Annotated in this window: 20 protein-coding genes and 1 other RNA gene; all 21 read left to right on the forward strand. The window is 62.5% G+C overall.

Translation table 11 applies throughout. The annotated features are described in order from the left end of the window. The first annotated feature begins 188 nt into the window (after positions 1–188). The 21 genes from ACWPVA_RS04500 (at position 189) to recN (ending at position 25518) form a co-directional block, all read left to right on the forward strand. On the forward strand, positions 189–1376 hold the full coding sequence (locus ACWPVA_RS04500; RefSeq protein ID WP_454286538.1) for an NAD(P)/FAD-dependent oxidoreductase: 1188 nt from the start codon (positions 189–191) through the stop codon (positions 1374–1376). 82 nt (positions 1377–1458) lie between these two features. Next, an RNA gene (gene rnpB / locus ACWPVA_RS04505) (RNase P RNA component class A) lies at positions 1459–1857 on the forward strand. 419 nt (positions 1858–2276) lie between these two features. Continuing rightward, positions 2277–2717 (forward strand): division/cell wall cluster transcriptional repressor MraZ, encoded by a 441-nt coding sequence (gene mraZ / locus ACWPVA_RS04510; protein ID WP_454286539.1) that lies wholly within the window; start codon positions 2277–2279, stop codon positions 2715–2717. 14 nt (positions 2718–2731) lie between these two features. Then, positions 2732–3757, forward strand: coding sequence for a 16S rRNA (cytosine(1402)-N(4))-methyltransferase RsmH (gene rsmH / locus ACWPVA_RS04515; protein WP_454286540.1), 1026 nt, complete (start codon positions 2732–2734; stop codon positions 3755–3757). A gap of 3 nt (positions 3758–3760) precedes the next feature. Then, complete coding sequence (gene ftsL, locus ACWPVA_RS04520; protein ID WP_454286541.1) at positions 3761–4135, forward strand: cell division protein FtsL; 375 nt, start codon at positions 3761–3763, stop codon at positions 4133–4135. After that, on the forward strand, positions 4135–5886 hold the full coding sequence (locus ACWPVA_RS04525; RefSeq protein ID WP_454286542.1) for a peptidoglycan D,D-transpeptidase FtsI family protein: 1752 nt from the start codon (positions 4135–4137) through the stop codon (positions 5884–5886). The genes ftsL and ACWPVA_RS04525 overlap by 1 nt, the downstream gene beginning before the upstream one ends. 60 nt (positions 5887–5946) lie before the next feature. Beyond that, complete coding sequence (locus ACWPVA_RS04530; protein ID WP_454286543.1) at positions 5947–7407, forward strand: UDP-N-acetylmuramoyl-L-alanyl-D-glutamate--2,6-diaminopimelate ligase; 1461 nt, start codon at positions 5947–5949, stop codon at positions 7405–7407. Continuing rightward, a complete protein-coding gene (locus ACWPVA_RS04535; RefSeq protein WP_454286544.1) occupies positions 7404–8837 on the forward strand; it encodes a UDP-N-acetylmuramoylalanyl-D-glutamyl-2,6-diaminopimelate--D-alanyl-D-alanine ligase in 1434 nt (477 codons plus the stop codon). The genes ACWPVA_RS04530 and ACWPVA_RS04535 overlap by 4 nt, the downstream gene beginning before the upstream one ends. Positions 8838–8861: 24 nt before the next feature. Beyond that, entirely contained in the window at positions 8862–9962 is a 1101-nt protein-coding gene (gene mraY, locus ACWPVA_RS04540) for a phospho-N-acetylmuramoyl-pentapeptide-transferase (RefSeq protein WP_454286545.1), read from the forward strand. A gap of 7 nt (positions 9963–9969) precedes the next feature. After that, positions 9970–11379, forward strand: coding sequence for a UDP-N-acetylmuramoyl-L-alanine--D-glutamate ligase (gene murD / locus ACWPVA_RS04545; RefSeq protein ID WP_454286546.1), 1410 nt, complete (start codon positions 9970–9972; stop codon positions 11377–11379). Between the two features lies 1 nt (position 11380). Next, positions 11381–12535 (forward strand): putative lipid II flippase FtsW, encoded by a 1155-nt coding sequence (gene ftsW / locus ACWPVA_RS04550; RefSeq protein WP_454286547.1) that lies wholly within the window; start codon positions 11381–11383, stop codon positions 12533–12535. An 8-nt stretch (positions 12536–12543) separates the two neighbouring features. Beyond that, positions 12544–13665, forward strand: a complete 1122-nt coding sequence (gene murG, locus ACWPVA_RS04555) for an undecaprenyldiphospho-muramoylpentapeptide beta-N-acetylglucosaminyltransferase (RefSeq protein ID WP_454286548.1) — start codon at positions 12544–12546, stop codon at positions 13663–13665. Then, entirely contained in the window at positions 13662–15074 is a 1413-nt protein-coding gene (gene murC / locus ACWPVA_RS04560) for a UDP-N-acetylmuramate--L-alanine ligase (protein WP_454286549.1), read from the forward strand. The genes murG and murC overlap by 4 nt, the downstream gene beginning before the upstream one ends. Beyond that, entirely contained in the window at positions 15075–16049 is a 975-nt protein-coding gene (gene murB / locus ACWPVA_RS04565) for a UDP-N-acetylmuramate dehydrogenase (protein WP_454286550.1), read from the forward strand. A gap of 394 nt (positions 16050–16443) precedes the next feature. After that, on the forward strand, positions 16444–17370 hold the full coding sequence (locus ACWPVA_RS04570; protein ID WP_454286551.1) for a D-alanine--D-alanine ligase: 927 nt from the start codon (positions 16444–16446) through the stop codon (positions 17368–17370). A gap of 20 nt (positions 17371–17390) precedes the next feature. Further along, complete coding sequence (locus ACWPVA_RS04575) at positions 17391–18290, forward strand: cell division protein FtsQ/DivIB (RefSeq protein WP_454289526.1); 900 nt, start codon at positions 17391–17393, stop codon at positions 18288–18290. Further along, entirely contained in the window at positions 18287–19618 is a 1332-nt protein-coding gene (ftsA, locus tag ACWPVA_RS04580) for a cell division protein FtsA (RefSeq protein WP_454286552.1), read from the forward strand. The genes ACWPVA_RS04575 and ftsA overlap by 4 nt, the downstream gene beginning before the upstream one ends. A 100-nt stretch (positions 19619–19718) precedes the next feature. Beyond that, a complete protein-coding gene (gene ftsZ / locus ACWPVA_RS04585) occupies positions 19719–21464 on the forward strand; it encodes a cell division protein FtsZ (RefSeq protein WP_454286553.1) in 1746 nt (581 codons plus the stop codon). Positions 21465–21743: 279 nt separating this feature from the next. Beyond that, complete coding sequence (gene lpxC, locus ACWPVA_RS04590; protein WP_454286554.1) at positions 21744–22700, forward strand: UDP-3-O-acyl-N-acetylglucosamine deacetylase; 957 nt, start codon at positions 21744–21746, stop codon at positions 22698–22700. A 303-nt stretch (positions 22701–23003) separates the two neighbouring features. Continuing rightward, the gene (locus tag ACWPVA_RS04595) at positions 23004–23813 is read left to right on the forward strand and encodes an outer membrane protein assembly factor BamD (RefSeq protein WP_454286555.1); all 810 of its coding nucleotides are present in this window, start codon (positions 23004–23006) and stop codon (positions 23811–23813) included. A gap of 31 nt (positions 23814–23844) precedes the next feature. Continuing rightward, complete coding sequence (gene recN, locus ACWPVA_RS04600; RefSeq protein WP_454286556.1) at positions 23845–25518, forward strand: DNA repair protein RecN; 1674 nt, start codon at positions 23845–23847, stop codon at positions 25516–25518. The last annotated feature ends 20 nt before the right edge of the window (positions 25519–25538 follow it).

Here is a 25538-nt window from a genome sequence, read left to right on the forward strand (position 1 = left end):
TCCCGGATCCTCGGTTGGACGCAGCACATGGCGGCAGAATCGCCGTCGTCGCGCAGTCTCCATGACAGCGTCGTCTGTTGATCAGCAGCGGAATTTGGACACCGTGTCCTCCATCTCCAATTCCGCACTTGCCGGCAACGCCTTGATCGGCAAAAGCTGTCGGCAATTGCGTCGATAGGGGACATGGCATGGCTGACCGCTTCAAGTACATCGTCATCGGTCGCGGCATGCTGGGTGCGGCCGCTGCTCGCCATCTGGCGGTGCGAACGGATGGTGTCGCGCTGATCGGGCCAGACGAGCCTGTGGATCCCGCCCGGCACGGGGGCGTCTTCGCCAGCCACTACGACGAGGCCCGGATCACGCGCACCATTGATCCCGACCCGGTCTGGGCGCTGCTCGCCAATCGATCGATCGCCCGGTACGGCGCGATCGCAGCAGAGAGCGGGATCGACTTCTTCCACGATAGCGGTTGCCTGATGGTAGGGCCGAAACGCGGCGGGCGTGATCCCTATGTCGCCGATATTTGCACTGCTGCAGAACGGGTTGGTGCGGATGCCGAACTAATCGACCACGGGACACTGGCCCAGCGCTTTCCGTATTTCTCTTTCGGCACTCGCTGCGAGGGCGTGTTCGAGGCTGCCAATGCCGGCTATGTCAATCCACGCCGTCTGGTCGAGGCGCAGTCGCGTCTGGCGCAGCGGAATGGCGCAACCATCATTGCCGAAACCGTCGTCAGTAGCCGTGAGGCCGGCGACGGCGTCCTGGTCACGACGGCGGAGGGGCGCGAGGTGACGGGCGAGAAGGTGCTGCTCGCCGCCGGCGGATTCTCCATTGCGGAGAATCTCTTGCCGAAGCCGATTGATCTATCGGTTTATGCGCGCACCGTCGCCTTCTTCGAAATCCCTGAGCACGAGCTTTCCCGCTATGCCGGCATGCCGTCTCTGATCCATCAGCCCGACGATCCGCAGGATCACATCTACCTCCTCCCGCCGGTGCGCTACCAGGACGGCAAGACCTATCTGAAGATCGGCGGCGATCCCGACGATCTCAGGCTCGATACAGAGCCGGATGTCCGCGGCTGGTTTCGTAGCGGCGGCAGAGCCAGCACCCGCGATCACCTCAAACGCATCATTGAAGGGCTCATTCCTGATCTCGTTCACGCGCCGCTCAGCATGGGGGCTTGTGTCACGTCGTTTACGCCGAGCAACTATCCGGCAATCGGATTTGCCAGCGAGCGCATTGCCGTATTGACCGGCGGTTGCGGAGCGGCGGCGAAGAGTTCGGACGAAATCGGCCGGCTCGGGGCGGCGCTGCTTGAGGCGGGCGCTCTCGAGGAGGCCGCCTATGGCGATGTTTTTCGACCCGCTTTCCGCTGATTGTTCACTATCCGGCGACGTGCGGCCATGACGGACTCCTTTTTGGTGGCAATCGCCGATCCGCTCGTCTATGCACGCGTTGCCAGTTGGCCGGGCAGCCGCGCTTTACCAATGCCGAAAGGCGGTAGGGTGAGGAAAGTCCGGGCTCCACGGAAATACGGTGCCGGATAACGTCCGGCGAGGGCGACCTCAGGGAAAGTGCCACAGAAAGCAAACCGCCTCGTTCGCGAGGTAAGGGTGAAAGGGTGGGGTAAGAGCCCACCGCGTCGCTGGCAACAGGGACGGCACGGTAAACCCCACCGGGAGCAAGACCGAATAGGGATGACGCGGGTCACGCGCAAGCGCGGCCACAGCCTGTTTCCGGGCCAGTCATCCGGGTGGGTTGCGTGAGGCAGTGTGCAAATACTGTCCCAGATGAATGGCTGCCACGTTCCGGGAAACCGGGGCCATACAGAACCCGGCTTACAGGCCAACTGGCGCTTTTTCCTCTTCTTCCGACCAATTCCCCCAGCGATTCAACCAGGAAATCCAGTGCCTTGAAAAGGCATCACAAACTTGTCTGACGGGTGTCCAGCTCCGGTCAAGGTCAAGGGACGATAAAGCGCTGATGGGAAAGGCGATTCTAACCATTCGTTAAGCTTAACCGCTTATCAATATTTGAATCCTTGACGCGATCGCGAAGCCCTCTGTCCCATTGACGCCCATGTAGTCCCATGCTATCCCATAACTGTACCGTTGAGGGGCTGATCGAAGTCCCGGAAATCGCATCGGAGAACGGGTCTGTGGTCAGGTGCCAGGGGTGGCATCCGGCTCGACCGGGCGGTTGGGCGGTGCGAGTGGAGTCGAGTTTGCAGTGGCGGCCTGGCCGTCTTCTGCTAGAGGGGAGCGCGGTCGATTGTCATGAACCGCTTCCTGTCCAATGCGATAAACAGGATCGATGCGAAGGGCCGGGTTTCCGTGCCTGCGGTATTCCGTGCTGTGCTGGCGCAACGCGATATCCGGGATCTCTACTGCATCCAGGATTTCGTCTTTCCGGCCATCAGCATTGGTGGCCCCGACTTGCTGGATCGCTACGAACGGCAGATTTCGGCGGAGGATCCGTTTGCGCGCGAAGGCAACGAGATGTCGCTGCTGGTTCATGGTGGCGGGGTCTTCATGAGGCTCGATGCCGAGGGGCGTCTCATGGTCACGGATTTCATCCGGGACTTCACCGGCATCACGACGGAGGTTTGTTTCGTCGGGCGCTCGGATCATTTTCAGCTTTGGCAGCCGCAGGCGTTTCACGAGGCGCAGGCGGCGGCGAGGGAAGCGCGCAGGCCGCGAGGGCTGCAGTCTTCATAGGACGGGGAAACGGAATGGCGGCGAATCCAGGCGGAGGTTCTTCTGATGCCGGTGGCGGACCGGTTCGCCACATTCCGGTCCTCCTCTCCGAGGTTCTGGCGGCGCTCGAGCCGGGTCCGGGGAAGGTCATTCTCGACGGTACTTTCGGGGCTGGCGGTTATACGGCGGCAATTCTCGATGCGGGCGCCGAGGTCATCGCGCTTGATCGGGACCCGACGGCAATTTCGGCCGGGCAGGCGCTTGTCGCCGCGCATGCTGGTCGGCTGACGCTCCATCACACGCAATTTTCCCATCTTGCCGACTATGCCCCGGAAGGCGGGCTGGACGGTATCGTGCTCGACATAGGTGTTTCCTCTATGCAGATAGATGAGGCCGAGCGCGGCTTCTCCTTCCAGCGGAATGGGCCGCTCGACATGCGCATGTCGGGCGCCGGCGTTTCCGCTGCTGACGTCGTCAATCGCGCCAAGGTTGGCGATCTCATACGCATCTTCGGTTTCCTGGGCGAGGAAAAGCAGTCCGGGCGCATCGCCCGCGCCATCGAGAAGCAGCGGGCAAAGGAGCCCTTCCGCACCACCCGCGATCTCGCCGGCCTGATCGAAGTCGTCACCCCGCGCAAGGCAAAGGACAAGATCCATCCGGCGACCCGGGTCTTCCAGGCGCTACGTGTGTTCGTCAACGATGAACTTGGCGAGCTTGCTCAGGCGCTGTTTGCCGCCGAGCAGGCGTTGAAGCCCGGCGGTCGGCTGGTGGTCGTCACCTTTCATTCGCTGGAGGATCGGATCGTCAAGAAGTTCTTCTCCGAGCGTTCCGGCAAGGCTTCGGGTTCGCGCCATCTGCCCATGGTGCAAGAGCGCGCGGCCACCTTCGAACCGATCGGCAAGCCAATGATCGCCGCGAGCGACGCCGAGGCGGAGATCAATCCGCGCGCCCGGTCCGCCAAGCTGCGCGCCGGCCTTCGGACTGCGGCGCCGGCCGAGCGTGCCGACATGTCGATCTTCGACCTGCCGGATCTCGCAAGTCTCGACAAGATCGGAGCGTGATGGATGATTAGGACCTTCGACCTCCTGTTGATCGGTTCCATGGCGGCGGCGGCGACCGTCACCTACCAGATCAAGCATCATACCGATATCAAGTTCGAGGAAGTCCGTCGCCTCGAAGCCGAGATCAAGCTTGAGAAGGACACCATCGACCTGCTCAAGGCTGATTGGGCCCTGTTGACGCAGCCGAACCGGCTGGAGCGGTTGCTCAAGGTGTATGGCGAGGAACTGCAGCTTATGCCGACGCAGCCTGAGCAGTTGGCGCGGCCGGTCGAGCTGCCCATGACGAAGGAACAATTGCCGAAACCGGAAGTCGCCCAAGGCGAGCAAAGCAGGGACCCGGTTTCGGATCTCATAACAACTGGATCGGTGAAGCCCTGATGACGTTCCTATCGCGAATCATGCTGTTGAAGAGCCAGGCGCATTTCTCGACCGACGTGCAACGCGGCGGGACGTCCATGAACGGGGCGGCCTTCAAGGGCACGGCCAAGCGCAAGACGCAACTCGCCCGCAAGCGGGTAGGCCTGATGATGGCGGCATTCACCGTCGCCTATGCCGTAATTGGTGGCCGCTTGGTGCAATACGGCTACGCCCAGCCCGAAGTGACTTCCAGCATCCTGCCGGCCGACCGGCTGATGGCTTCACGGCCGGACATTCTCGACCGTAACGGTGAAGTACTGGCGACCGACATCCGCACCGTCTCGCTGTTTGCAGAACCCCACAAGATTGTCGATCCGGACGAAGCGGTCGAGAAGCTTGCGACTGTCCTTGCCGATCTTGACATCAGAGGGACCTACAGGAAACTCGCCAATCCGAACTCCCGCTTCCAGTGGCTTCGTCGCCAGCTGACGCCCAAGCAACAGAGCCAGATCCTTGCACTTGGCATTCCGGGCATCGGTTTCAGGCCGGAAAAACGCCGCTTCTATCCCGGTGGCACGACCGCTTCTCACATCGTCGGTTATGTCAATATCGACAACCGCGGCATGGCCGGAATGGAGAGATACATCGACAGTCAGGGGCTCGCTGACCTGCGCGACCTCGGCATGACGGGCGATTCGCCACTCGAGCCGGTCAAGCTGTCGATCGACCTCAGGGTGCAGCACATCCTGCGCGACGTGGTGGTCAATGCCGTCGACAAGTTCAAGGCGCTGGGCGCCGGCGGGGTCGTGCTGGACGTCCATACCGGCGAGGTGCTCGCCATGGTCTCTGTTCCTGACTTTGACCCCAACAATCCGGCGGCAAGCGCGCAGGAAGGCTGGCTCAACCGCATGTCGAACGGCACGTTCGAGATGGGGTCGACATTCAAGTCCTTCACGATCGCCATGGGCCTCGATTCGGGCAAGGTGTCGCTCAACGATTCCTTCGACGCCCGCTATCCGATCCGCATCGGCGGCTTCACCATCAAGGACTTCCACGGCAAGAACCGCATTCTGACTGTTCCTGAGATCTTCCAGTATTCGTCCAACATCGGCACGGCCAAGGTCGCCGACATCGTCGGCACCGAAGGACATAAGGAGTTCCTGACGCGGCTCGGCTTGCTGACGAGGGTACAGACGGAGCTACCGGAAGTCGCCATGCCCTCGCAGCCGCGCGAATGGAAGAAACTCAACTCCATTACCATCTCGTTTGGACACGGTGTCTCGACCACGCCGTTCCAGACGGCGGTCGCCGCAGTCGCGCTCGTCAACGGCGGCAAGCTGATCGAGCCCACCTTCCTGCCGCGCACCCGCGAACAGGCCGAATTGGTCGCCAAACAGGTCATCCAGCCGTCGACCAGCAAGGACATGCGCTACCTGTTTGAACTGAACGGCGTCAAGGGCTCGGGGCGCAATGCGCGCGTCGAAGGATTCAACGTTGGCGGCAAGACCGGGACGGCCGACAAGGTCGTCAATGGTCGCTATGTCGGGGACAAGAACTTCAACGCCTTCCTGGCTGCTTTCCCGATCGACAATCCGCGATATGTCGTCCTGGCTGTGATCGACGAGCCGAAGACGGACAAGGGCAATGGCGCCGCACTCGCCGGGACATCGGCTGCGCCGATGGTGGGCGAGATCATCCGCAGAAGCGCCGCAATTCTCGGTGTAGAACCGAAATTCGGAGAAGACGGCTCTGCCCTGCTCGTTTCTTATTGAGCAAATTTGAAATCCGGAGGCGATTCGGGACTTTCGCCTCCCAGAAGTGGACAAATATCGATGTTGTTGCGGGATCTGGCGGGCGAGGAATTTCGGGATCAGGTCGGCAAGGCCGGTGATGCGGCCGGCGCCATCGAAATCACGGGTTTGTCGGCCGATAGCCGCAAGGTCGAGAACGGCATGCTGTTCGTGGCGCTCGCCGGTACCAGGGCCGACGGTGCGGCCTATGTGGCCGATGCGGTTTCTCGCGGCGCTGCCGCCATCGTTTCCGGGCATGCCGTCACCGCCTCTGTTCCGGTCATTGTTGTGGACAATCCGCGCCGTTTCCTGGCGCTTGCTGCGGCAAACTTTTTCGGTCGCCAGCCCGCTACCATGGTCGCCGTCACGGGTACGGCCGGCAAGACCTCCGTCGCCTCCTTCCTCCGGCAAATCTGGGCCGAGGCCGGCCATGTCGCCGCGCAGATCGGAACGACCGGCGTCGTCTCCCCGCGGCGCAACGACTACGGTTCGCTGACAACCCCGGATCCGATCGGCCTGCACAGGCTGCTTGCCGAACTCGTCGACGAGGGTGTCACCCATGCCGCGATGGAAGCCTCCAGTCACGGCCTCGACCAGTGTCGCCTCGACGGCGTGAATCTCTCCGCCGCCGCCTTCACCAATCTCGGCCGCGACCACATGGACTATCACCCGACGGTGGAGGCCTATATGGCCGCGAAAATGCGGCTGTTTGATACCTTGCTGCCCAAGGGTTCGCCGGCGGTGATCTTCGCCGATGATCCATGGTCGGCAGAGGCGATCCGCGTCGCAACCGAAGCCGGCCACAAGGTGCTCACTGTCGGTCGTGGCGGCACCTTCCTGTCTTTGAAGCGGGTCGAGCATTTCCGCCACAAGCAGGTCGCGGAGGTGCATTACGGTGACGAGATCTTCGAGGTTCACATCCCGCTTGCCGGCGACTTTCAGGTTGCCAATGCCTTGGTCGCGGCGGGCCTTGCAATCGCCACAGGCGTTTCGGCGGCCGCTGCTATGAAGGCGCTGGAAAAGCTTCAGGGCGCTTCTGGCCGACTGGAACTGGTGGGCCAGTCCAAGGCGGGGGCGCTCGCCTATGTCGATTATGCCCACAAGCCGGATGCTTTGGAAAACGTGCTGGCCTCGGTGCGCCCGTTCACCACGGGGCGGGTGATCACCGTGTTCGGTTGTGGCGGTGACCGCGACAAGGGCAAGCGCCCGATCATGGGGGAGATCGCCTGCCGGCTCGCCGACATCGTCATTGTCACCGACGACAATCCGCGCTCGGAAGTGCCGGCGGTCATCCGTTCGGAGATCATGGCGGCGTCACCCAAGGCAATCGAAATCGGCGATCGGGCGCAGGCGATCCGCGCCGGTGTCGCAATGCTGTCCTCGGGCGACACGCTGATCGTGGCTGGAAAGGGGCATGAGGAGGGCCAGACCATCGGCGATGTCACGCTGCCGTTCTCGGATCATGCGGAATTGCGCAAAGCACTGGAGGAGTTCGACCATTGACCTTTCTTTGGACGTCGCAGGAAATGATCGAGGCCATGGCGGGGCGGCCCTTCGGGACGCTGCCTGCGGGGATTGCCGGCATATCCATCGACAGCCGGACGGTTGCGCCGGGCGAGGCTTTCTTCGCCATAAAGGGTGACCGGGTCGACGGTCATGATTTCGCGAGCCTTGCGGTTGCCAACGGCGCCTCGCTGCTCGTCGTTGCCGAAGCCAAGCTTCCAGCGCTTGGCCGCCTGACCGTGCCGATGATCGTCGTGGACGACGTGCTTGGCGCCTTGCAGCAACTGGCGCTGGCGGCCCGTGACAGAAGCTCCGCGACGATCATCGCGGTGACCGGTTCGGTCGGCAAGACCACGACCAAGGAAATGTTGCGGCTGGCGCTTGAGCCATCCGGCAATGTGCATGCCGCGGTTGCCTCGTTCAACAATCACTGGGGCGTGCCGCTGACGCTCGCCCGCATGCCGGTCGACACCCGCTACGGCGTGTTCGAAATCGGCATGAACCATCCCGGGGAAATCGGGCCGCTTTCGCGCATGGTCCGTCCGGACCTGGCGATCATCACCACAATCGCACCTGCCCATCTCGGCAATTTCACGGGCATCGAGGAAATCGCCGCCGCCAAGGCCGAGATCTTCGAAGGCGTCGCTTCCGGTGGGGACGTCATCCTCAATCGCGACAACAGTCAGTTCGACTTTCTCGAACAGGCGGCGCAGGCGGCGGGCATCGACAACATCCACAGCTTCGGCCAGCATGCCAAGGCCGAGTTCCGGCTCGCCGAATTCGACGGTGCGGCCGAGCTTTCGACCGTCTGGTTCAACCATGGTGGCGAGACCCGCGAAGTCATCATCGGCGCGCCGGGCCGGCACCTTGCCGAAAATGCCATGGCGGTGCTCGGGGCGGTTTCGCTGGTCGGGGCCGACATGGACGCGGCGATTGAAGCGCTTGGACAGATTTCGGCAATCAAGGGTCGTGGTGCGCGTCACCGTCTTTCGATCGACGGCGGCAGCTTCACACTGATCGACGAGAGCTACAATGCCAATCCGGCATCGATGCGCGCGGCGATCGCCGTGCTCGCAGCGGCCCAGCCGGACGGAGAGGGGCGGCGCATCGCCGTGCTCGGCGACATGCTCGAAATGGGCGCGTTCTCGGGCGAAGTTCATGCCGATCTGGCGAGCCCCTTGCTCGCTGCCGGTATCGAGCACGTCTGGCTTGCCGGAACGGAAATGGCGGCGCTACGTGACGCCTTGCCGGACAGTGTCCATGTCGAGTACCGCCAATCCACAGACGAGCTCGCTGCCTTCGTCACCGGCGCAGTCGCCCCGGGCGACATCGTCATGGTCAAGTCTTCGCTCGGTCTGGGGTTCGGCAGGATTGTTTCGGCGCTCCTTGACAAGTATCCGGCATTCCACGACACGGGGCGCCAAATTTAATCCGGGCTTTTGGAAAGGGCTTCAATGCTAATCTGGCTTGTGGAACTGTCGGACACGTTTCAATTCTTCAACCTGTTCCGTTACATCACGTTCCGCACGGGAGCCGCGCTCCTTACCTCCGCCCTCGTCGTTTTCCTCTTCGGCCCAATGATGATCGATTCGCTCAGGGTCCGTCAGGGCAAGGGCCAGCCCATCCGTGCTGACGGGCCGCAGACCCATTTCAAGAAGGCGGGAACGCCGACCATGGGCGGGCTGATGATCCTTGCCGGCATTGTCGTCTCATCGCTGCTGTGGGCCGATCTGTCCAGCGTTTACGTCGTCGCGACCCTGCTCGTCACGCTCGGCTTCGGGGCCATCGGCTTCTATGACGACTACCTCAAGGTGACGAAGCAGACGGAGAAGGGCTTTTCCGGAAAGGCCCGTCTCGGCATAGAGTTCGTGATCGCCGGCATCGCCGTCTATTTCATGATGACAACGGCGTTGAGCTCCGGTGCGCAGGGCTCGACCTTCGGCTCCTCGATCGCCTTTCCTTTCCTCAAGGATTTCAGCATTGACCTCGGCCTGTTCTTCATCGTGTTCGGTGGTTTCGTCATCGTTTCGGCGGGCAATGCGGTCAACTTGACGGACGGTCTCGACGGGCTTGCCATCGTGCCGGTGATGATTGCGGCCGCTTCCTTTGGTGTTATCGCCTACCTGACCGGCAACGCGGTCTTCTCCAACTATCTGCAGATCAATTTCGTTCCCGGCACCGGCGAGCTCGCCGTCGTGCTCGGCGCCTTGATCGGAGCCGGCCTCGGCTTCCTGTGGTTCAACGCTCCGCCGGCGGCAATCTTCATGGGCGACACCGGTTCTCTGGCGCTAGGCGGTCTGATCGGCTCGGTCGCGGTTGCCACCAAACACGAGATCGTTATGGCGATCATCGGCGGGCTGTTCGTTGCCGAGACGCTGTCGGTCATCATCCAGGTCGGCTATTTCAAGCTGACCGGCCGGCGCGTCTTTCTTATGGCGCCGATCCACCATCATTTCGAAAAGCTCGGCTGGACCGAAAGCCAGGTGGTGATCCGCTTCTGGATCATCGCCGTGGGGCTCGCCCTGCTCGGCCTTTCCACCCTCAAGCTCAGGTGAGGGCAAAATGATTGCGGCCACCACCTTCAAGGGCAAGAGAATAGCGCTGTTCGGCCTCGGCGGCTCGGGCTTCGCCACGGCGAAGTCGCTGGTGGCGGGCGGTGCGGACGTCGCCTGCTGGGACGACAATCCCGATAGCGTCGCAAAGGCGTCGGCCGAGGGACTTTCGACCGAAGACCTACGTGGGATCGACTGGAAGAGCGTTTCGACGTTGGTACTCTCGCCCGGCGTGCCGCTCACCCATCCGAAGCCGCACTGGTCGGTCGAACTTGCCCGCGCAGTTGGCGTTGAGGTCATTGGTGATGTCGAGATCTTCGTGCGTGAGCGCCGGGCGCATGCTCCGCATTGTCCCTTCATCGCCATCACCGGCACGAACGGCAAGTCGACGACGACGGCACTGATTGCCCACATTCTCCAGTCTTCCGGCCGCGACACCCAGCTTGGCGGCAATATCGGCCGCGCCGTGCTGACGCTGGATGAGCCCAAGGCCGGGCGCTTCTTCGTCGTCGAGTGCTCGTCCTACCAGATCGATCTGGCCCCGACGCTCAATCCGACCGCCGGCATCCTGCTCAACGTGACGCCCGACCATCTCGACCGCCACGGTACCCTTCAGCACTATGCCGACATCAAGGAGCGTCTGGTTGCCGGCAGCGAGACGGCGGTGATCGGCGTGGACGACAGCCATTGCGAGCTGATCGCCGACCGCGTCGAGCGGGCGGGCACGAAGGTCGTGCGCATTTCCAAGCGTCAGCCGCTTGCCGACGGCTTCTACAACGACGGACATCGCATCATCGAGGCGCATGGCGGAGCGACATCTGAGCTCGCCGATCTCAACGGCATCCAGACGCTGCGTGGGGCGCACAATGCCCAGAACGCGGCGGCAGCGATTGCCGCATGCCTCGCCGTCGGCGTGTCTGCCGACGAGGTAAGGGCGGGGCTCAAATCCTTCTCCGGCCTGAAACACCGCATGCAGCCGGTCGGCCAGCGCGGCAATGTCGTCTTCGTCAACGACTCGAAGGCGACCAATGCCGAGGCGGCAGCACCTGCACTGTCGAGCTACGAGCGGATCTACTGGATCGCCGGCGGTCTGCCGAAAGAAGGCGGGATCGCCAGCCTGTCGCCGCTCTTCTCCCGCATTGCCAAGGCCTATCTGATCGGTGAGGCGGCGTCCGGTTTCGCCGCGACGCTCGGCAATTCCGTGCCTTACGAAATCTCGGGCTCGCTCGCCCAGGCGGTGGCGCATGCCGCAGCGGATTCGGCGGCGGAAGAAAGTCCGGTTGCCGTGATGCTATCACCGGCTTGCGCAAGCTTCGACCAGTACAAGAATTTCGAAGTCAGAGGGGATGCCTTCGTCGGCCACGTCGCGGCCCTCGAAGGGGTTGCGATGCTGGTCGACGTGCCCAGAGGAGGCAATTGACATGGTAAGCCGCGTTGAGAGAGGTCCGGTCGCTGACTGGTTCTGGACGATTGACCGCCTGTTCATGATCACCTTCATCCTCTTGATGGCGATCGGCTTCATGCTCTCTTTCGCGGCGTCGCCCGCCGTTGCCGAGCGCCTCAACCTCGATAGTTTCCACTTCGTCAAGCGCCATGCCGCATTCATGCTGCCCGCGCTCGGCGTGATGATCGGGCTTTCCTTCCTCACCCCGCGCCAGGTGCGCCGCACCGCCATGGTCATCCTGGCGGCCTCGTTGCTGATGATGGTGGCGGCGCTGTTTTTCGGTATCGAGGTCAAGGGAGCGCGCCGTTGGCTCACCATTGCCGGCCTTTCGATCCAGCCATCGGAATTCATGAAGCCGGCCTTCGTGGTCATCTGTGCCTGGCTGTTTGCGGAACATGCACGCCAGCCGGAAATCCCCGGCAACCTCTTCGCCATTATCCTCTTCGGCATCGTCGCTGCCCTGCTGGTCGCGCAGCCCGACCTTGGCCAGACCATCCTGATCTCCGCCGTATGGGGCGGCATGTTCTTCATGGCGGGCATGCCCTGGCTGTGGATCACCCTGCTCGGCGGCATCGGCGTCGTCGGTGTTTTCGGGGCCTATATGACTTTGCCGCACGTCGCGGGCCGTATCGACCGCTTCCTGACCGGCGAAGGCGACACCTTCCAGGTGGATACCGCCCGCCAGGCGATCATCCGTGGTGATTGGTTCGGCCAGGGACCGGGCGAGGGGATCGTCAAGCGCATCATCCCCGACAGCCACACCGACTTCATTTTCTCGGTCGCGGCGGAAGAGTTCGGCATCTTCTTCTGTATGGTTCTGGTGTCGATCTTTGCCTTTCTGGTGATCCGGGGTCTCAGCCATGCCTTCAAGGAACGCAACGACTTCAACCGTTTTGCCGTCGCTGGTCTTGTGCTTCTGATCGGCACCCAGTCGATGATCAATATCGGCGTCAATCTCGAACTCTTGCCGGCCAAGGGCATGACGCTGCCGCTCATCTCCTATGGTGGCTCCTCGATGATCGCAATCTGCATCACCGCCGGATTCATCCTCGCGCTGACCCGGCGTCGGCCGGAAAAACGGGCGCAGGAGCGCAGCCTTTTTCGCGCCGTTCACGGCCTTCCGGCGGAGTAAGCCACAAAATGACAAAGGGCATCATTCTGCTCGCCGCCGGCGGTACCGGCGGCCATCTCTTTCCTGCGGAAGCGCTGGCACATCTGCTCGCCGAGCGTGGGTATTCGGTCCATCTGGTGACCGACAGTCGCGCCGAGCGCTATGCCGGCACCTTCCCGGCAGTGGCGATCCACACCGTTGCCTCGGCCACGATCGGATCGAAGAATCCGGTTTCCGTTACCCGGGCGCTACTCGCTCTCTGGAAGGGTTTCCGTCAGGCGAAACAATTGATCCGTGAGTTGAAGCCCATCGCGGTGATCGGCTTTGGCGGTTACCCGACGGTGCCGCCGCTCCTGGCAGCAGCAGGTCTCGGCGTGCCGACGGTGCTGCATGAGCAGAATGCCGTGATGGGCCGCGCCAACAAGGCGCTCGCGTCGCGCGTCAAGGCGATCGCCGGCGGCTTCCTTCCCGAGGGCGGAACCTTTGCCGACAAGACCGTGGTGACCGGTAATCCTGTGCGGCCGGCGGTCATTGCCGCCGCTTCCGTACCTTATTCGGCCTCGCAGCTGGGCCATCCGTTCCGCCTCGTGGTGTTCGGCGGCAGCCAGGGCGCGCAGTTCTTCTCTTCAGCCCTGCCGAACGCCATCAGCCTGCTTGAGGATGCGCTTCGGAACCGCCTGACGGTCACCCAGCAGGCGCGCCCCGAGGATGCCGAACGCGTCAAGGGCTGTTACGAGAAGCTTGGCATTCCGGCCGATGTCTCGCCCTTCTTCAACGACATGGCGGCGCGCATCGCTGCCGCGCATCTGGTAATCTCTCGCTCGGGTGCCTCGACCGTCTCCGAGCTCTCGGTTATCGGTCGGCCGTCAATCCTCGTGCCTTACCCTTATGCACTCGATCACGACCAGGCTGCCAATGCGGCGGCGCTGGCGGCGGCTGGCGGCGCAAGCGTCATTGCCCAGTCGGAGCTTTCGCCCGAGCGTCTGGCGGAGCTGTTGAGTAGCGCCATGCAGGAACCGGACAGGCTGGCGCAGATGGCGGCGGCGGCCAAAACCGCTGGCAAGGCCGATGCATCGCGCTTGCTCGCAGACCTCGTTGAGTCTATTGCCGCAGGCAAGGGTATCGCTCAGGTAAAGGGAGCCAATTCATGAAAATGCCGACGTCCATCGGGCTCGTCCATTTCATCGGCATCGGTGGGATCGGGATGAGCGGTATTGCCGAAGTGCTGCACAATCTCGGCCACCGGGTCCAGGGTTCTGACCAGGCCGATGGCGCCAATGTCCAGCGCCTGCGCGCCAAGGGCATAGAAGTCTTCGTCGGCCACAAGGCTGAAAACATCGGCGATGCCGAGGTCGTGGTGGTTTCGACCGCGATCCGAAAGGACAATCCGGAACTCGTCGCGGCGCGGGAAAAGCTGCTGCCGATCGTGCGCCGGGCCGAAATGCTGGCCGAACTGATGCGCTTCCGCAATGCGATCGCCATCGGCGGCACGCACGGCAAGACCACGACGACGTCGATGGTTGCCGCACTGCTCGATGCCGGTGGGCTCGATCCGACCGTCATCAACGGCGGCATCATCAATGCCTATGGCACCAATGCCCGCATGGGCGAGGGCGAGTGGATGGTGGTGGAGGCCGACGAATCGGACGGTACCTTCCTCAAGCTTCCGGCCGAGGTGGCGATCGTCACCAATATCGACCCGGAGCATCTGGATCACTACGGAACCTTCGACGCCGTGCGGGTCGCCTTCAGCCAGTTCGTCGAGAACGTGCCGTTCTACGGCTTCGGTGTAATGTGCCTGGACCATCCCGAAGTGCAGGCTCTGGTCGGCCGGATAGAGGATCGCAAGGTCATCACCTACGGCGAGAACCCCCAGGCCGACGTGCGCTATTCGAATGTGCGCCTCGAGGGCACGCATTCGATCTTCGACGTCGAGATCCGCCGCCGCCGCACCGGCCGGGTGTTCAATTTCAAGGACCTCCGGCTGCCGATGCCAGGTCGGCACAATATTGCCAATGCCTGCGCCGCAATCGCCGTCGCCAACCGGCTCGACATTCCGGAAGAGGCGATCCGCAAGGGGCTTTCGTCCTTCGGTGGCGTCAAGCGGCGCTTCACGCTGACCGGCACCTGGAACGGCGTGCAGGTTTTCGACGACTACGGCCACCATCCGGTCGAGATCAAGGCGGTGCTGAAGGCGGCCCGCGAAGCTTGCCAGGGCCGCATCATTGCCGTCCACCAGCCGCATCGCTTTTCGCGCCTGTCGAGCCTGTTCGAGGATTTTGCCAATTGCTTCAACGATGCCGATACGCTGTTGCTCGCCCCGGTCTATGCTGCCGGTGAGGACCCGATCGAAGGCGTCAATGCGGAAGCCTTGGTGGAGCGCATCCGCGCCGGCGGTCATCGCGATGCGCGCTATCTGGCGTCATCCGACCAACTCGCGCCGATTGTCGCGGGCATTGCACAACCGGGTGATTTCGTGATTCTGTCGGGAGCAGGTAACATCACCCAGTGGGCGGCAGCATTGCCGCGCGAACTGGAAGCGTTTTCGGGAAAGTCTTGAATGAAACAGGTGGATGGAGAAAAGTTGCTGGTCTCTCTCGGGCCGGGTGTTGATCAATTGCGCGGTCGTCTGACGCCGGACGCGCCGATGGATCGCGTCACATGGTTCCAGGCGGGCGGCCTCGCCGAGCTGATGTTCCAGCCACATGATACGGACGATCTCGTCACTTTCCTCAAGCTCTTGCCTGAAGACGTGCCGCTGACCGTGGTCGGCGTCGGCTCCAACCTTCTGGTGCGGGACGGCGGCATTCCGGGCGTGGTGGTTCGTCTCTCCGCCAAGGGCTTCGGCCAGGTCGAGCTGGCCGGCGAAAACCGCATCCGCGCCGGTGCCATCTGCCCGGACAAGCACATCGCCGCCATGGCGATGGACCACAATATCGGTGGCTTTCATTTCTATTATGGCATTCCCGGTTCGATCGGCGGCGCGGTTCGCATGAACGCCGGTGCCAATGGTGGCGAGACCGCCGAGCGTCTGATCGAGGTCGAGGCCGTCGACCGCAAGGGCAATGTCCATGTGCTCAGCAAGGCCGACATGGGCTACAGCTATCGCCATTCGTCGGCACCGGAAGGGCTGATCTTCACCAGCGCACTGTTCGAGGGGTATGCGGAGGACAAGGCCAAGATCCGCGCCGACATGGATGCGGTGCGCCAGCACCGCGAGACGGTGCAGCCGGTCAAGGAGAAGACCGGTGGGTCGACCTTCAAGAACCCGGATGGCCATTCGGCCTGGGAACTGATCGACCAGGCGGGATGCCGCGGCCTGATGATCGGTGGCGCGCAGATGTCATCGCTGCACTGCAACTTCATGATCAACATCGGCCACGCCACGGGCTACGACCTCGAGTATCTTGGCGAGACCGTGCGCCAGCGCGTTTTCGAGCATTCGGGCATCAAACTCGAATGGGAAATCAAGCGCCTCGGCATCTTCATGCCCGGCCGCGAGATCAAGCCGTTCCTCGGCGCAACGGCCGAATAAGGGGCGCGTGCGGGGAGGATCGGCTCCCAGGTGGATTGCCTTGTGCCCGTCGCCAGGCGAGGGGCAATCGAAGCGTCCGCAACGGGGGGCGTTGATTCGCGCTCGAGCTGCGCGGTCGCCCTGGCGCTGACCCTCCAACTGCCTTCACACCGCGCTCTCCCAAGTGACACACCGTCGCCATGGAACGGCGAACAGGCGCTGTTTCAAGCCTTTACGCCTGTCTTCAACGCATCTCGCCGATCAAGAAAAACGCGCTCCCACGCCGCCCGGTTAACCAAAGTAAACACTTCATTAACCTTAATGTCGTCTAACTAAACAATGGCTGGTGGCCCCGTCGGATGACTTCGTCGGCGCCAGGTGTCCGGTGGTTGATTTGCGATTTGCGGGGGCGTTGATGAGTGGCAAGCATGTAGCCGTCCTGATGGGTGGACTTTCTTCGGAGCGGCCGGTGTCGCTTTCCTCGGGGAATGCCTGCGCCGATGCCCTTGAAAGTGAGGGCTATCGCGTCACCCGGATCGACGTCGATCGCTCTATCGGTCAGGTGCTTGCAGACCTTCGTCCGGACGTCGCCTTCAATGCGCTTCATGGTCCATTCGGTGAGGACGGCACTATCCAGGGCGTGCTCGAATATCTTCAGATACCCTACACCCATTCGGGAGTCCTTGCCTCGGCGCTTGCGATGGACAAGGGGCAGGCAAAGATTGTCGCCGCCAATGCCGGTGTGCCGGTGGCCGAGGCGAAGGTCATGTCTCGACTCGACATCGGCAACGATCATCCGATTGCGCCGCCCTACGTGGTCAAGCCGGTTAATGAGGGTTCGAGCTTCGGCGTTGTCATCGTTCGTGAGGATATGGCGCATCCGCCTCAGTCGCTGAGGTCCAGTGAATGGCGTTACGGCGACCGTGTCATGGTGGAGCACTATGTTGCCGGTCGTGAGCTGACCTGCGGCGTCATGGGCGACAAGGTGCTTGGTGTCACCGAGATCGTGCCGCAGGGGCATAGCTTCTACGACTATGATTCCAAATATGTTGCCGGCGGATCCCGTCACGTACTTCCTGCGGAAATTTCACCGAAAATTTACCAAAAAATACAATCATTGGCCCTCAAGGCGCATCAGGCAGTCGGGTGTCGCGGAGTGAGTCGCTCAGACTTCCGTTACGACGATCGTTCCTCCGAGGATGGCGAGCTGATCTGGCTGGAAATCAACACCCAGCCCGGCATGACTCCGACCTCTCTGGTGCCTGAGATGGCCGCTCATGCCGGCCTGGGTTTTGGTGAGTTTGTTCGTTGGATTGTGGAGGATGCGTCTTGTTTGCGGTGAACGGCGATAGGTCTGCGGATATGGATGGGCGCTACAGTGTTGCCTCCGGTTCTGCCGTCGAGGGGCGTGTGCTGCCCCGGCCGATGCGCCGCGTCGTGCGCTTCGTCGTCAGCCTGTGTTCGGGTCGGATTGCCATTCCGCAGCATGCCGGCAAGGTCTCGCTCGCCGGCTTCTATTCGGCCGTTGCCTTCTACGGAATCATTGTCGGTGGGCATGGTCCTGCCGTCGTTCAAGCTGTCACGACCGGCGCCGGCTTTGCTGTCGAGGATGTGCTTGTCTCCGGCAATCGGCAGACGTCGGAAATCGACATTCTTCAGCTGCTCGGCCTGGATGGTTCCACCAGCCTGCTGGGGCTCGATATCGCCGTTGCCCGTCAGGCCCTTGCCGATATGCCTTGGGTCGAATCGGTCGAGGTTCGCAAGGTCTATCCCCGTGCCGTCGAGGTCGTCCTGCGCGAGCGTCAGGCATATGGCATCTGGCAGCATGGTACCGAGCTTTCGCTCATCGAGAAGTCCGGTAGCGTGATTGCGCCGCTGCGTGACAACAAGTTTGCTTCCCTGCCGCTTTTCGTCGGGCGCGATGCCGAGACGGCAGCAGCCGCTGTCGAGCTGGAATTCGCCAGGTTTCCCGACATTGCCTCGCGGGTAAAGGCCTTTGTCCGCGTCGCTGGCCGTCGTTGGGATATCCATCTGGACAACGGGGTGGTCGTGAAGTTGCCGGAAGATGATGTCGGTGCCGCGCTCGCCAAGCTGTCGCGTCTCGATGCCGAGCAGCAACTGCTGGCTCGCGACATCGCTGCCATTGATATGCGCCTTGCCGATCGCACTACCATCCAGCTGACGCCCGAAGCGCAGGAGCGTCGTCTCGCCGCCCTCGAAGAGCGGCGCAAGATGCTGAAGAAGGCGGGGCAGAGCATATGAGTTCTTTCGGGAGCTCACATTTCGGTCTGCCGCGCATCAAGCCGCTTTCGTCCAGGCGCGCTCATGTGGTCTCCGTGCTCGACATCGGGTCCACCAAGGTCGTCTGCATGATCGGCCGGCTGACGCCTTGCAGGGAAAGCTCGGTCCTTCCTGGCCGGACCCATAATGTCGAGGTCATCGGCATCGGCCACCAGCGTTCGCGCGGCATCAAGTGCGGCGTGATTTCCGATCTCGATGCGGTCGAGAGCGTTGTGCGCCTTGCTGTCGATGCAGCCGAGCGCATGGCAGGCCTGACGGTCGAAAGCCTGATCGTCAACGTCTCTGCCGGCCGCATCGCTTCCGACGTCTATACCGCGACCATCGATCTTGGTGGCCAGGAAGTCGAGGAGAGCGACCTGAAGAAGGTTCTCGTCGCCGCCGGCCAGCAGTCCCAGGGCAATGACCGTGCCGTGCTGCATTCGCTGCCCACGGGCTTCTCGCTCGATGGCGAGCGAGGCATCCGTGATCCGCTCGGCATGTTTGGCGACGAGTTGGGTGTCGACATGCATGTCGTGACCGCCGAGCGGGCCGCGCTGCGCAATCTCGAACTTTGCATCAATCGCGCGCACCTGACGGTCGAAGGCGTGGTCGCAACCCCTTATGCCAGCGGCCTTGCAGCTCTGGTCGACGATGAGGCCGAACTCGGCTGCGCGGCAATTGATATGGGCGGCGGCATGACGACGATCTCGGTCTTCGCGGAAGGCAAGCTCATCCACACCGACGCCATCAGCATCGGCGGCCATCACGTGACAACCGATCTCGCGCGCGGGTTGTCGACCCGCATCGAGGATGCCGAGCGTCTGAAGGTTGTCCATGGTTCGGCGCTGTCCAATGGTGCCGACGAGCGCGATGTGGTTTCGGTTCCACCGATCGGCGAAGATGACCGCGATCAGCCGCTACAGGTGCCGAAGGCACTTCTGACCCGGATTATTCGCGCGCGCATCGAAGAGACCCTTGAACTCTTGCACGATCGGATTCAGAAGTCGGGCTTCTCGCCCGTTGTCGGCAAGCGAGTCGTCCTCACGGGCGGCGCCTGCCAGCTGACCGGCATGCCGGAGGCGGCGCGCCGCATTCTGGCCCGCAACGTGCGAATCGGGCGCCCGATGGGTGTCGCTGGCCTTCCGGCCGCGGCCAAGGGCCCCGCTTTTTCGACCGCAGTCGGATTGATGATCTATCCGCAGGTCGCAGATCAGGAAACGCATGCCGGGCAGGGCGGATTGTTCTCCCCTTTCGGCAACGGAAACAGCCGGATAGCCCGCATGGGCCAATGGCTGAAGGAAAGCTTTTGAATTCTCACCAGGCCGGCCGCCCGCGGTCCTGCCTGGTGAGGACAGGTGAATTGACAATGGCCGGCGTGGCGCTGTGGCCGGAGAAAGAAGGAAGTCTGAAATGACCATCAAGCTGCAAAAGCCAGATATCACCGAGCTGAAGCCTCGGATCACCGTCTTCGGCGTCGGTGGCGGCGGCGGCAACGCTGTCAACAACATGATCACCGCTGGCCTCCAGGGCGTCGACTTCGTCGTTGCCAACACGGATGCCCAGGCCCTGACCATGACCAAGGCCGACCGTGTCATCCAGCTCGGCGTCAGCGTCACCGAAGGCCTCGGCGCCGGCTCTCAGCCGGAAGTCGGCCGCGCTGCCGCGGAAGAATGCATCGACGAAATCATCGACCATCTCAACAGCACTCACATGTGTTTCGTTACTGCCGGCATGGGCGGTGGTACGGGTACGGGGGCTGCACCGGTTGTTGCCCAGGCTGCCCGCAACAAGGGCATCCTGACCGTTGGCGTCGTTACCAAGCCGTTCCACTTTGAAGGCCAGCGCCGCATGCGGCTTGCTGAAGCCGGTATCGAGGAACTGCAGAAGTCGGTCGATACGCTGATCGTCATCCCGAACCAGAACCTCTTCCGCATCGCGAATGACAAGACCACCTTCGCGGACGCCTTTGCCATGGCCGACCAGGTTCTCTATTCGGGTGTTGCCTGCATCACTGACCTGATGGTCAAGGAAGGCCTGATCAACCTCGACTTCGCCGACGTACGTTCGGTCATGCGCGAAATGGGCCGTGCCATGATGGGTACCGGCGAGGCTTCCGGTCAGGGCCGTGCCATGCAGGCCGCAGAGGCCGCGATTGCCAACCCGCTGCTGGACGAGACCTCGATGAAGGGCGCCCAGGGCCTGCTGATCTCCATCACCGGCGGTCGCGACATGACTCTGTTCGAAGTCGACGAGGCGGCAACCCGTATCCGCGAGGAAGTCGATCCGGACGCCAACATCATCCTCGGTGCGACCTTCGACGAAGCGCTGGAAGGCCTCATCCGCGTTTCCGTGGTTGCGACCGGCATCGACCGGGCAGCCAATGCGATGGCCGGCCGCGACGCCGCTCCTATGGCAAAGCCCCTTATCCGTCCTTCGGCGGCCGTAGCTTCTGCTCCGGCCGCAGTGCAGCCTGCAATGGCGCAGGCACCCAAGACCATCGACCCGGTGGCAGAAACCATCCGTTCGGCCGAAGCTGAAATGGAACGGGAACTGGAAATCGCCATCGGTCGTCAGACCGCCGTGGCACCGCAGCCGGCCGCCGAGATGGAATTCCGCCCGCAGAGCCGGCTGTTCGCCACGCCGGCGGCTGCCGAAGCACAGCCCGCCGTCCGCATGCCGGTCGAACCGGTTGCCGCTCCGGCACCTGTCATGAGCCGCCCGGCTCCTGAGATGCAGGCTCCGCTTGCGCCGGCGCCGGTTCGTCACGAACCGGTTGCTCCGGCTGTCCGCCAGACGGTCGATCAGGTTCGGATGCCGAAGGTGGAAGATTTCCCGCCCGTGCTGCGTGCGGAAATCGATCACCGCGCCCATATGGCGGCTCCCGCTGCCCAGGACGAGCGCGGTCCGATGGGTCTCCTGAAGCGGATCACCAACTCGCTTGGCCGCCATCAGGACGAAGAACCCGCCGCCGATATGACCGCCTCTGCACCGGCCACGGCCGCTCCGCAGCGTCGCGCTCTTTCGCCGGAAGCCAGCCTCTATGCGCCGCGTCGCGGCCAGCTTGACGACCAGGGTCGCGCCACGCCCCCGTCGCGTTCGAGCAACGAGGACGACCAGCTGGAAATCCCGGCATTCCTTCGCCGCCAATCCAACTGATCGAACGCTTTCAGTGATCAAGGGCTCGGGTCTTGCGACCCGGGCCCTTTGTGTTTTTCCCCCGCGAAACGGAACTATTTCTCTTCTTTGTCAGTCCCTTAGTTTCGTTACAAAGCGAAAGAAACAGTGATTTGTAACGACAGGACCCTGTCCGTATGTATGGCATCGGAAATGGGTATGGACGGCAACTGCTGGTGATTCCCATTCCGGAAATGACAAGAGCAGCCGCAACGTTTTGTCTCAAGGCAGGGGCGGGCTGCATCGCTAAAGGCAATTTTTATGGCAATCGCATTGCTGGGTTTCCAGACAACCATCGCAACTCCCCTCAGCTTGACAGGTATTGGTGTCCATTCGGGGCGCCAGGTCACGCTTAACATGCTTCCGGCCGAGGCGGGTGCAGGGATCGTGTTCGTGCGCCAGCATGACGATGGCAGCGCAACCGAGCTGAAGGCGGTTTCCTCGCAGGTCGGCAATACCGATCTCTGCACTGTTCTCGGGTTCTCGCCGGCCCATTCGATCGCGACCATCGAACATGTGATGGCGGCGATTTATGCGCTCGGCATCGACAACCTGGTGATTGAGGTCGATGGCGCCGAAATGCCGATCATGGACGGCAGTTCGGAAGCTTTTATTGATGCGATCGAAGAGGTCGGCATCGTCAATCTCGGCGTCAAGCGCCGCTATATCCGTGTGACCAAGCCGGTCCGGATCGAGTCGGGTGCTTCCTGGTCGGAGTTCCGTCCCTATGACGGTACGCGCTTCGAGGTGGAGATCGATTTCGACACGCCGCTGATCGGCCGCCAGAAGTGGGAAGGTGATCTGACCGCCTCCACCTTCAAGCGCGAGCTCTCGCGTGCCCGCACATTCGGTTTCATGCGCGACGTTGAACGTTTGTGGGCGGCCGGCTTCGCGCTTGGCTCCTCGCTGGAGAATTCGGTCGTCATCTCGGACGACAACACGGTGATCAATGTCGAGGGCCTGCGTTACGAGAAGGACGAATTCGTCCGCCACAAGACGCTCGACGCTGTCGGCGACCTGGCGCTTGCCGGTGCACAGTTCATCGGTTGCTACCGCTCCTACCGTGGCGGTCACAAGATGAACGCCAATGCGCTCAAGGCTCTGTTGAGCGATCCGACCGCCTACGAGGTCGTTGAAGCCCCGGCGCGCAGCCTGCAGGCGCGGGCGCGTGAATTCGTTGCCGTCAATGTGCCGGAATTCGCGCCATGGTCGGCGTGAGCGTTCAATAACCTCCAAGCTGGGGCCGGGGCGTCATGTCCTCGGCCCTTTTTTTGTGCAGTTACTTTTTTCAGCTTGTCCAGGTGCCGCCCAGCCTCGGCGACCATTTCCGGGTTTCACCGCCCGCCGCCACAAAAATGCGTTAAATCGCCATCATTGCGTTGCTCTCATACTGCTTTTATGGCTAGAAACGCGTGTTAAAAGCGACTGTTTTCTAGCGGCGCTGCAATCGGGAACTGTCGAATGAGTCATGTAGGGTCGGTCGTTGTGAATAAAGCCGCGCGTATTGCCAGTATATGTGTGATGATGACGGTGTCCGGCGCGCTGCTTACGGCGTGTCAATCCGATCCTGATATCGATATCACCAAGCTTGGCATCGAAACCGATCCGCCGGAAACGCTCTACAACCAGGGTCTGGCCAATATCAAGGCCGGCAATATTGTCGAGGCTTCGCGCAAGTTCGACGCGATCGATGCACAGCATCCCTTCTCCGAATGGTCGCAGAAGGCGCTGGTGATGAGCACGTTCACCAAGTACCGCCTGGCGCGCTATACCGACGCCGTGACCGCTGGCAACCGCTACCTCAATCTCTATCCGCGTTCGGACGATGCCGCCTATGTGCAGTATCTCGTCGGTCTTTCCTATTGGAAGCAGATCGTCAACGTGACGCAGGACCAGAAGACCTCGATGCAAACGATCGACGCCATGCAGAAGGTGGTCGACAACTATCCGGACTCGGAATACGTCGATGACGCCCAGGCCAAGATCCGCTTTGCCCGCGATCAGCTTGCCGGCAAGGAAATGCAGGTCGGGCGCTATTATCTGGAGCGCAAGGAGTATCTTGCGGCGATTTCGCGCTTCCGCGTCGTGGTCGAGAAATATCCGAACACCAACCAGATTGAAGAAGCGCTTGCGCGTCTCGTCGAGGCCTATTACGCCATGGGCGTGGTACAGGAAGCCCAGACGGCCGCGGCGGTGCTCGGTCACAATTATCCCGACAGTCAGTGGTATGCCGATTCCTACAAGCTCCTGAAGTCCGGCGGCCTCGAGCCGCGCGAGAATTCGGGTTCGTGGATCGCAAGGGCCGGCAAGAAGATCCTTGTCGGGAGCTGACCCTCTTTCCTAGACGCGAGATGAGTGTTCCATGCTGGTCCAGCTGTCGATCCGCGATATCGTTCTGATCGAGCGGCTGGATCTTGCCTTCGAGGCCGGACTGTCCGTTCTGACCGGCGAGACCGGCGCCGGCAAGTCGATTCTGCTCGACAGTCTGTCGCTGGCGCTCGGCGGGCGCGGCGACGGTTCGCTCGTTCGCCATGGCGAAGACAAGGGGCAGGTGACTGCGGTCTTCGACGTTGCGATGAGCCACCCGGCCCGCACGCTTCTGCGCGGCAATGGCGTCGATGACGACGGAGATCTGATCTTTCGCCGTATCCAGTCCGCAGATGGCCGCACCCGCGCCTATATCAACGACCAGCCGGTCTCGGTCCAACTGATGCGTCAGGCGGGCCAGCAACTTGTCGAAATCCATGGCCAGCACGACGACCGGGCGCTCGTCGACACCGATGCCCACCGCATGCTGCTCGATGCCTTTGCCGGTCTGTCGGACGAGGCGGTCAGCCTCGGCGAAAGCTATCGGCGCTGGCGCGAGGCCGACCGGGTGCTGAAATCCCATCGTGCCCGTGTCGAGGCGGCTGCGCGTGAAGCCGACTATCTCCGGGCTTCCGTCGAGGAACTGGAGACGCTTTCTGCTCGCGACGGTGAGGAGGAGGATCTGGCCGAACGCCGCACCGCCATGCAGAAGTCCGAGCGGATCGCCGGCGACATTGCCGAGGCGACGGAGTTTCTCAACGGCCATGCCTCGCCCGTACCGTTGATCGCCTCGCTGGTCCGCCGCCTTGAGCGCAAGAGCCACGAGGCGCCGGGCCTGCTCGAGGACACGGTGCAACTGCTCGACAGCGCGCTCGACAACCTTGCCAACGCGCAGATGGAAGTCGAGGCGGCGCTCAGGCGCACCGAATTCGATCCGAATGAACTGGAGCGGGTGGAAGAGCGGCTGTTTGCCTTGCGCGCCGCGGGCCGCAAATATTCCGTACCAGTGACCGGACTGCCCGCCCTTGCCGAAAAGATGATCGCCGATCTGGCGGAACTCGACGCCGGCGAGGAGAAGCTCGGCGCACTGGAGGCTGCCGTCGTCGAGGCAAAAAATCATTACGACCATCTCGCCCAGGCTCTGTCCGTCAAGCGACACAATGCCGCCTCCGCGCTTTCCGAGGCGGTGATGGCCGAGCTTCCGGCGCTGAAGCTGGAACGGGCACGCTTCATGGCCCAGGTGACGAGCGCTGCGGATGCCGCAACGGCCGATGGTATCGATACGGTCGAGTTCCACGTCCAGACCAATCCGGGCACGCGCCCGGGTCCGATCATGAAGGTTGCCTCCGGCGGCGAACTGTCGCGCTTCCTTTTGGCGCTCAAGGTGGCGCTCGCCGATCGCGGTTCGGCACCGACACTGGTCTTCGACGAGATCGACACGGGCGTCGGCGGAGCCGTCGCCGACGCGATCGGCCAGCGCCTCAAGCGGCTCTCCGCCAAAGTGCAGGTGCTCTCCGTCACCCATGCCCCGCAGGTCGCAGCCCGTGCCGCCACACATCTGTTGATCTCCAAGGGGCCGACGGGCGAGGGCGGCGAGAAGATCGCCACCCGCGTCGCGACCATGGAACCGGAACATCGGCGCGAGGAGATCGCCCGGATGCTTGCCGGTGCCTCGGTCACCGACGAGGCGCGGGCTGCCGCCGCGCGCCTGCTTGCCGGAGAAAACTGAGGGCTCGCGGACCTTTGGGT

The organism is Rhizobium arsenicireducens (assembly GCF_964021225.1).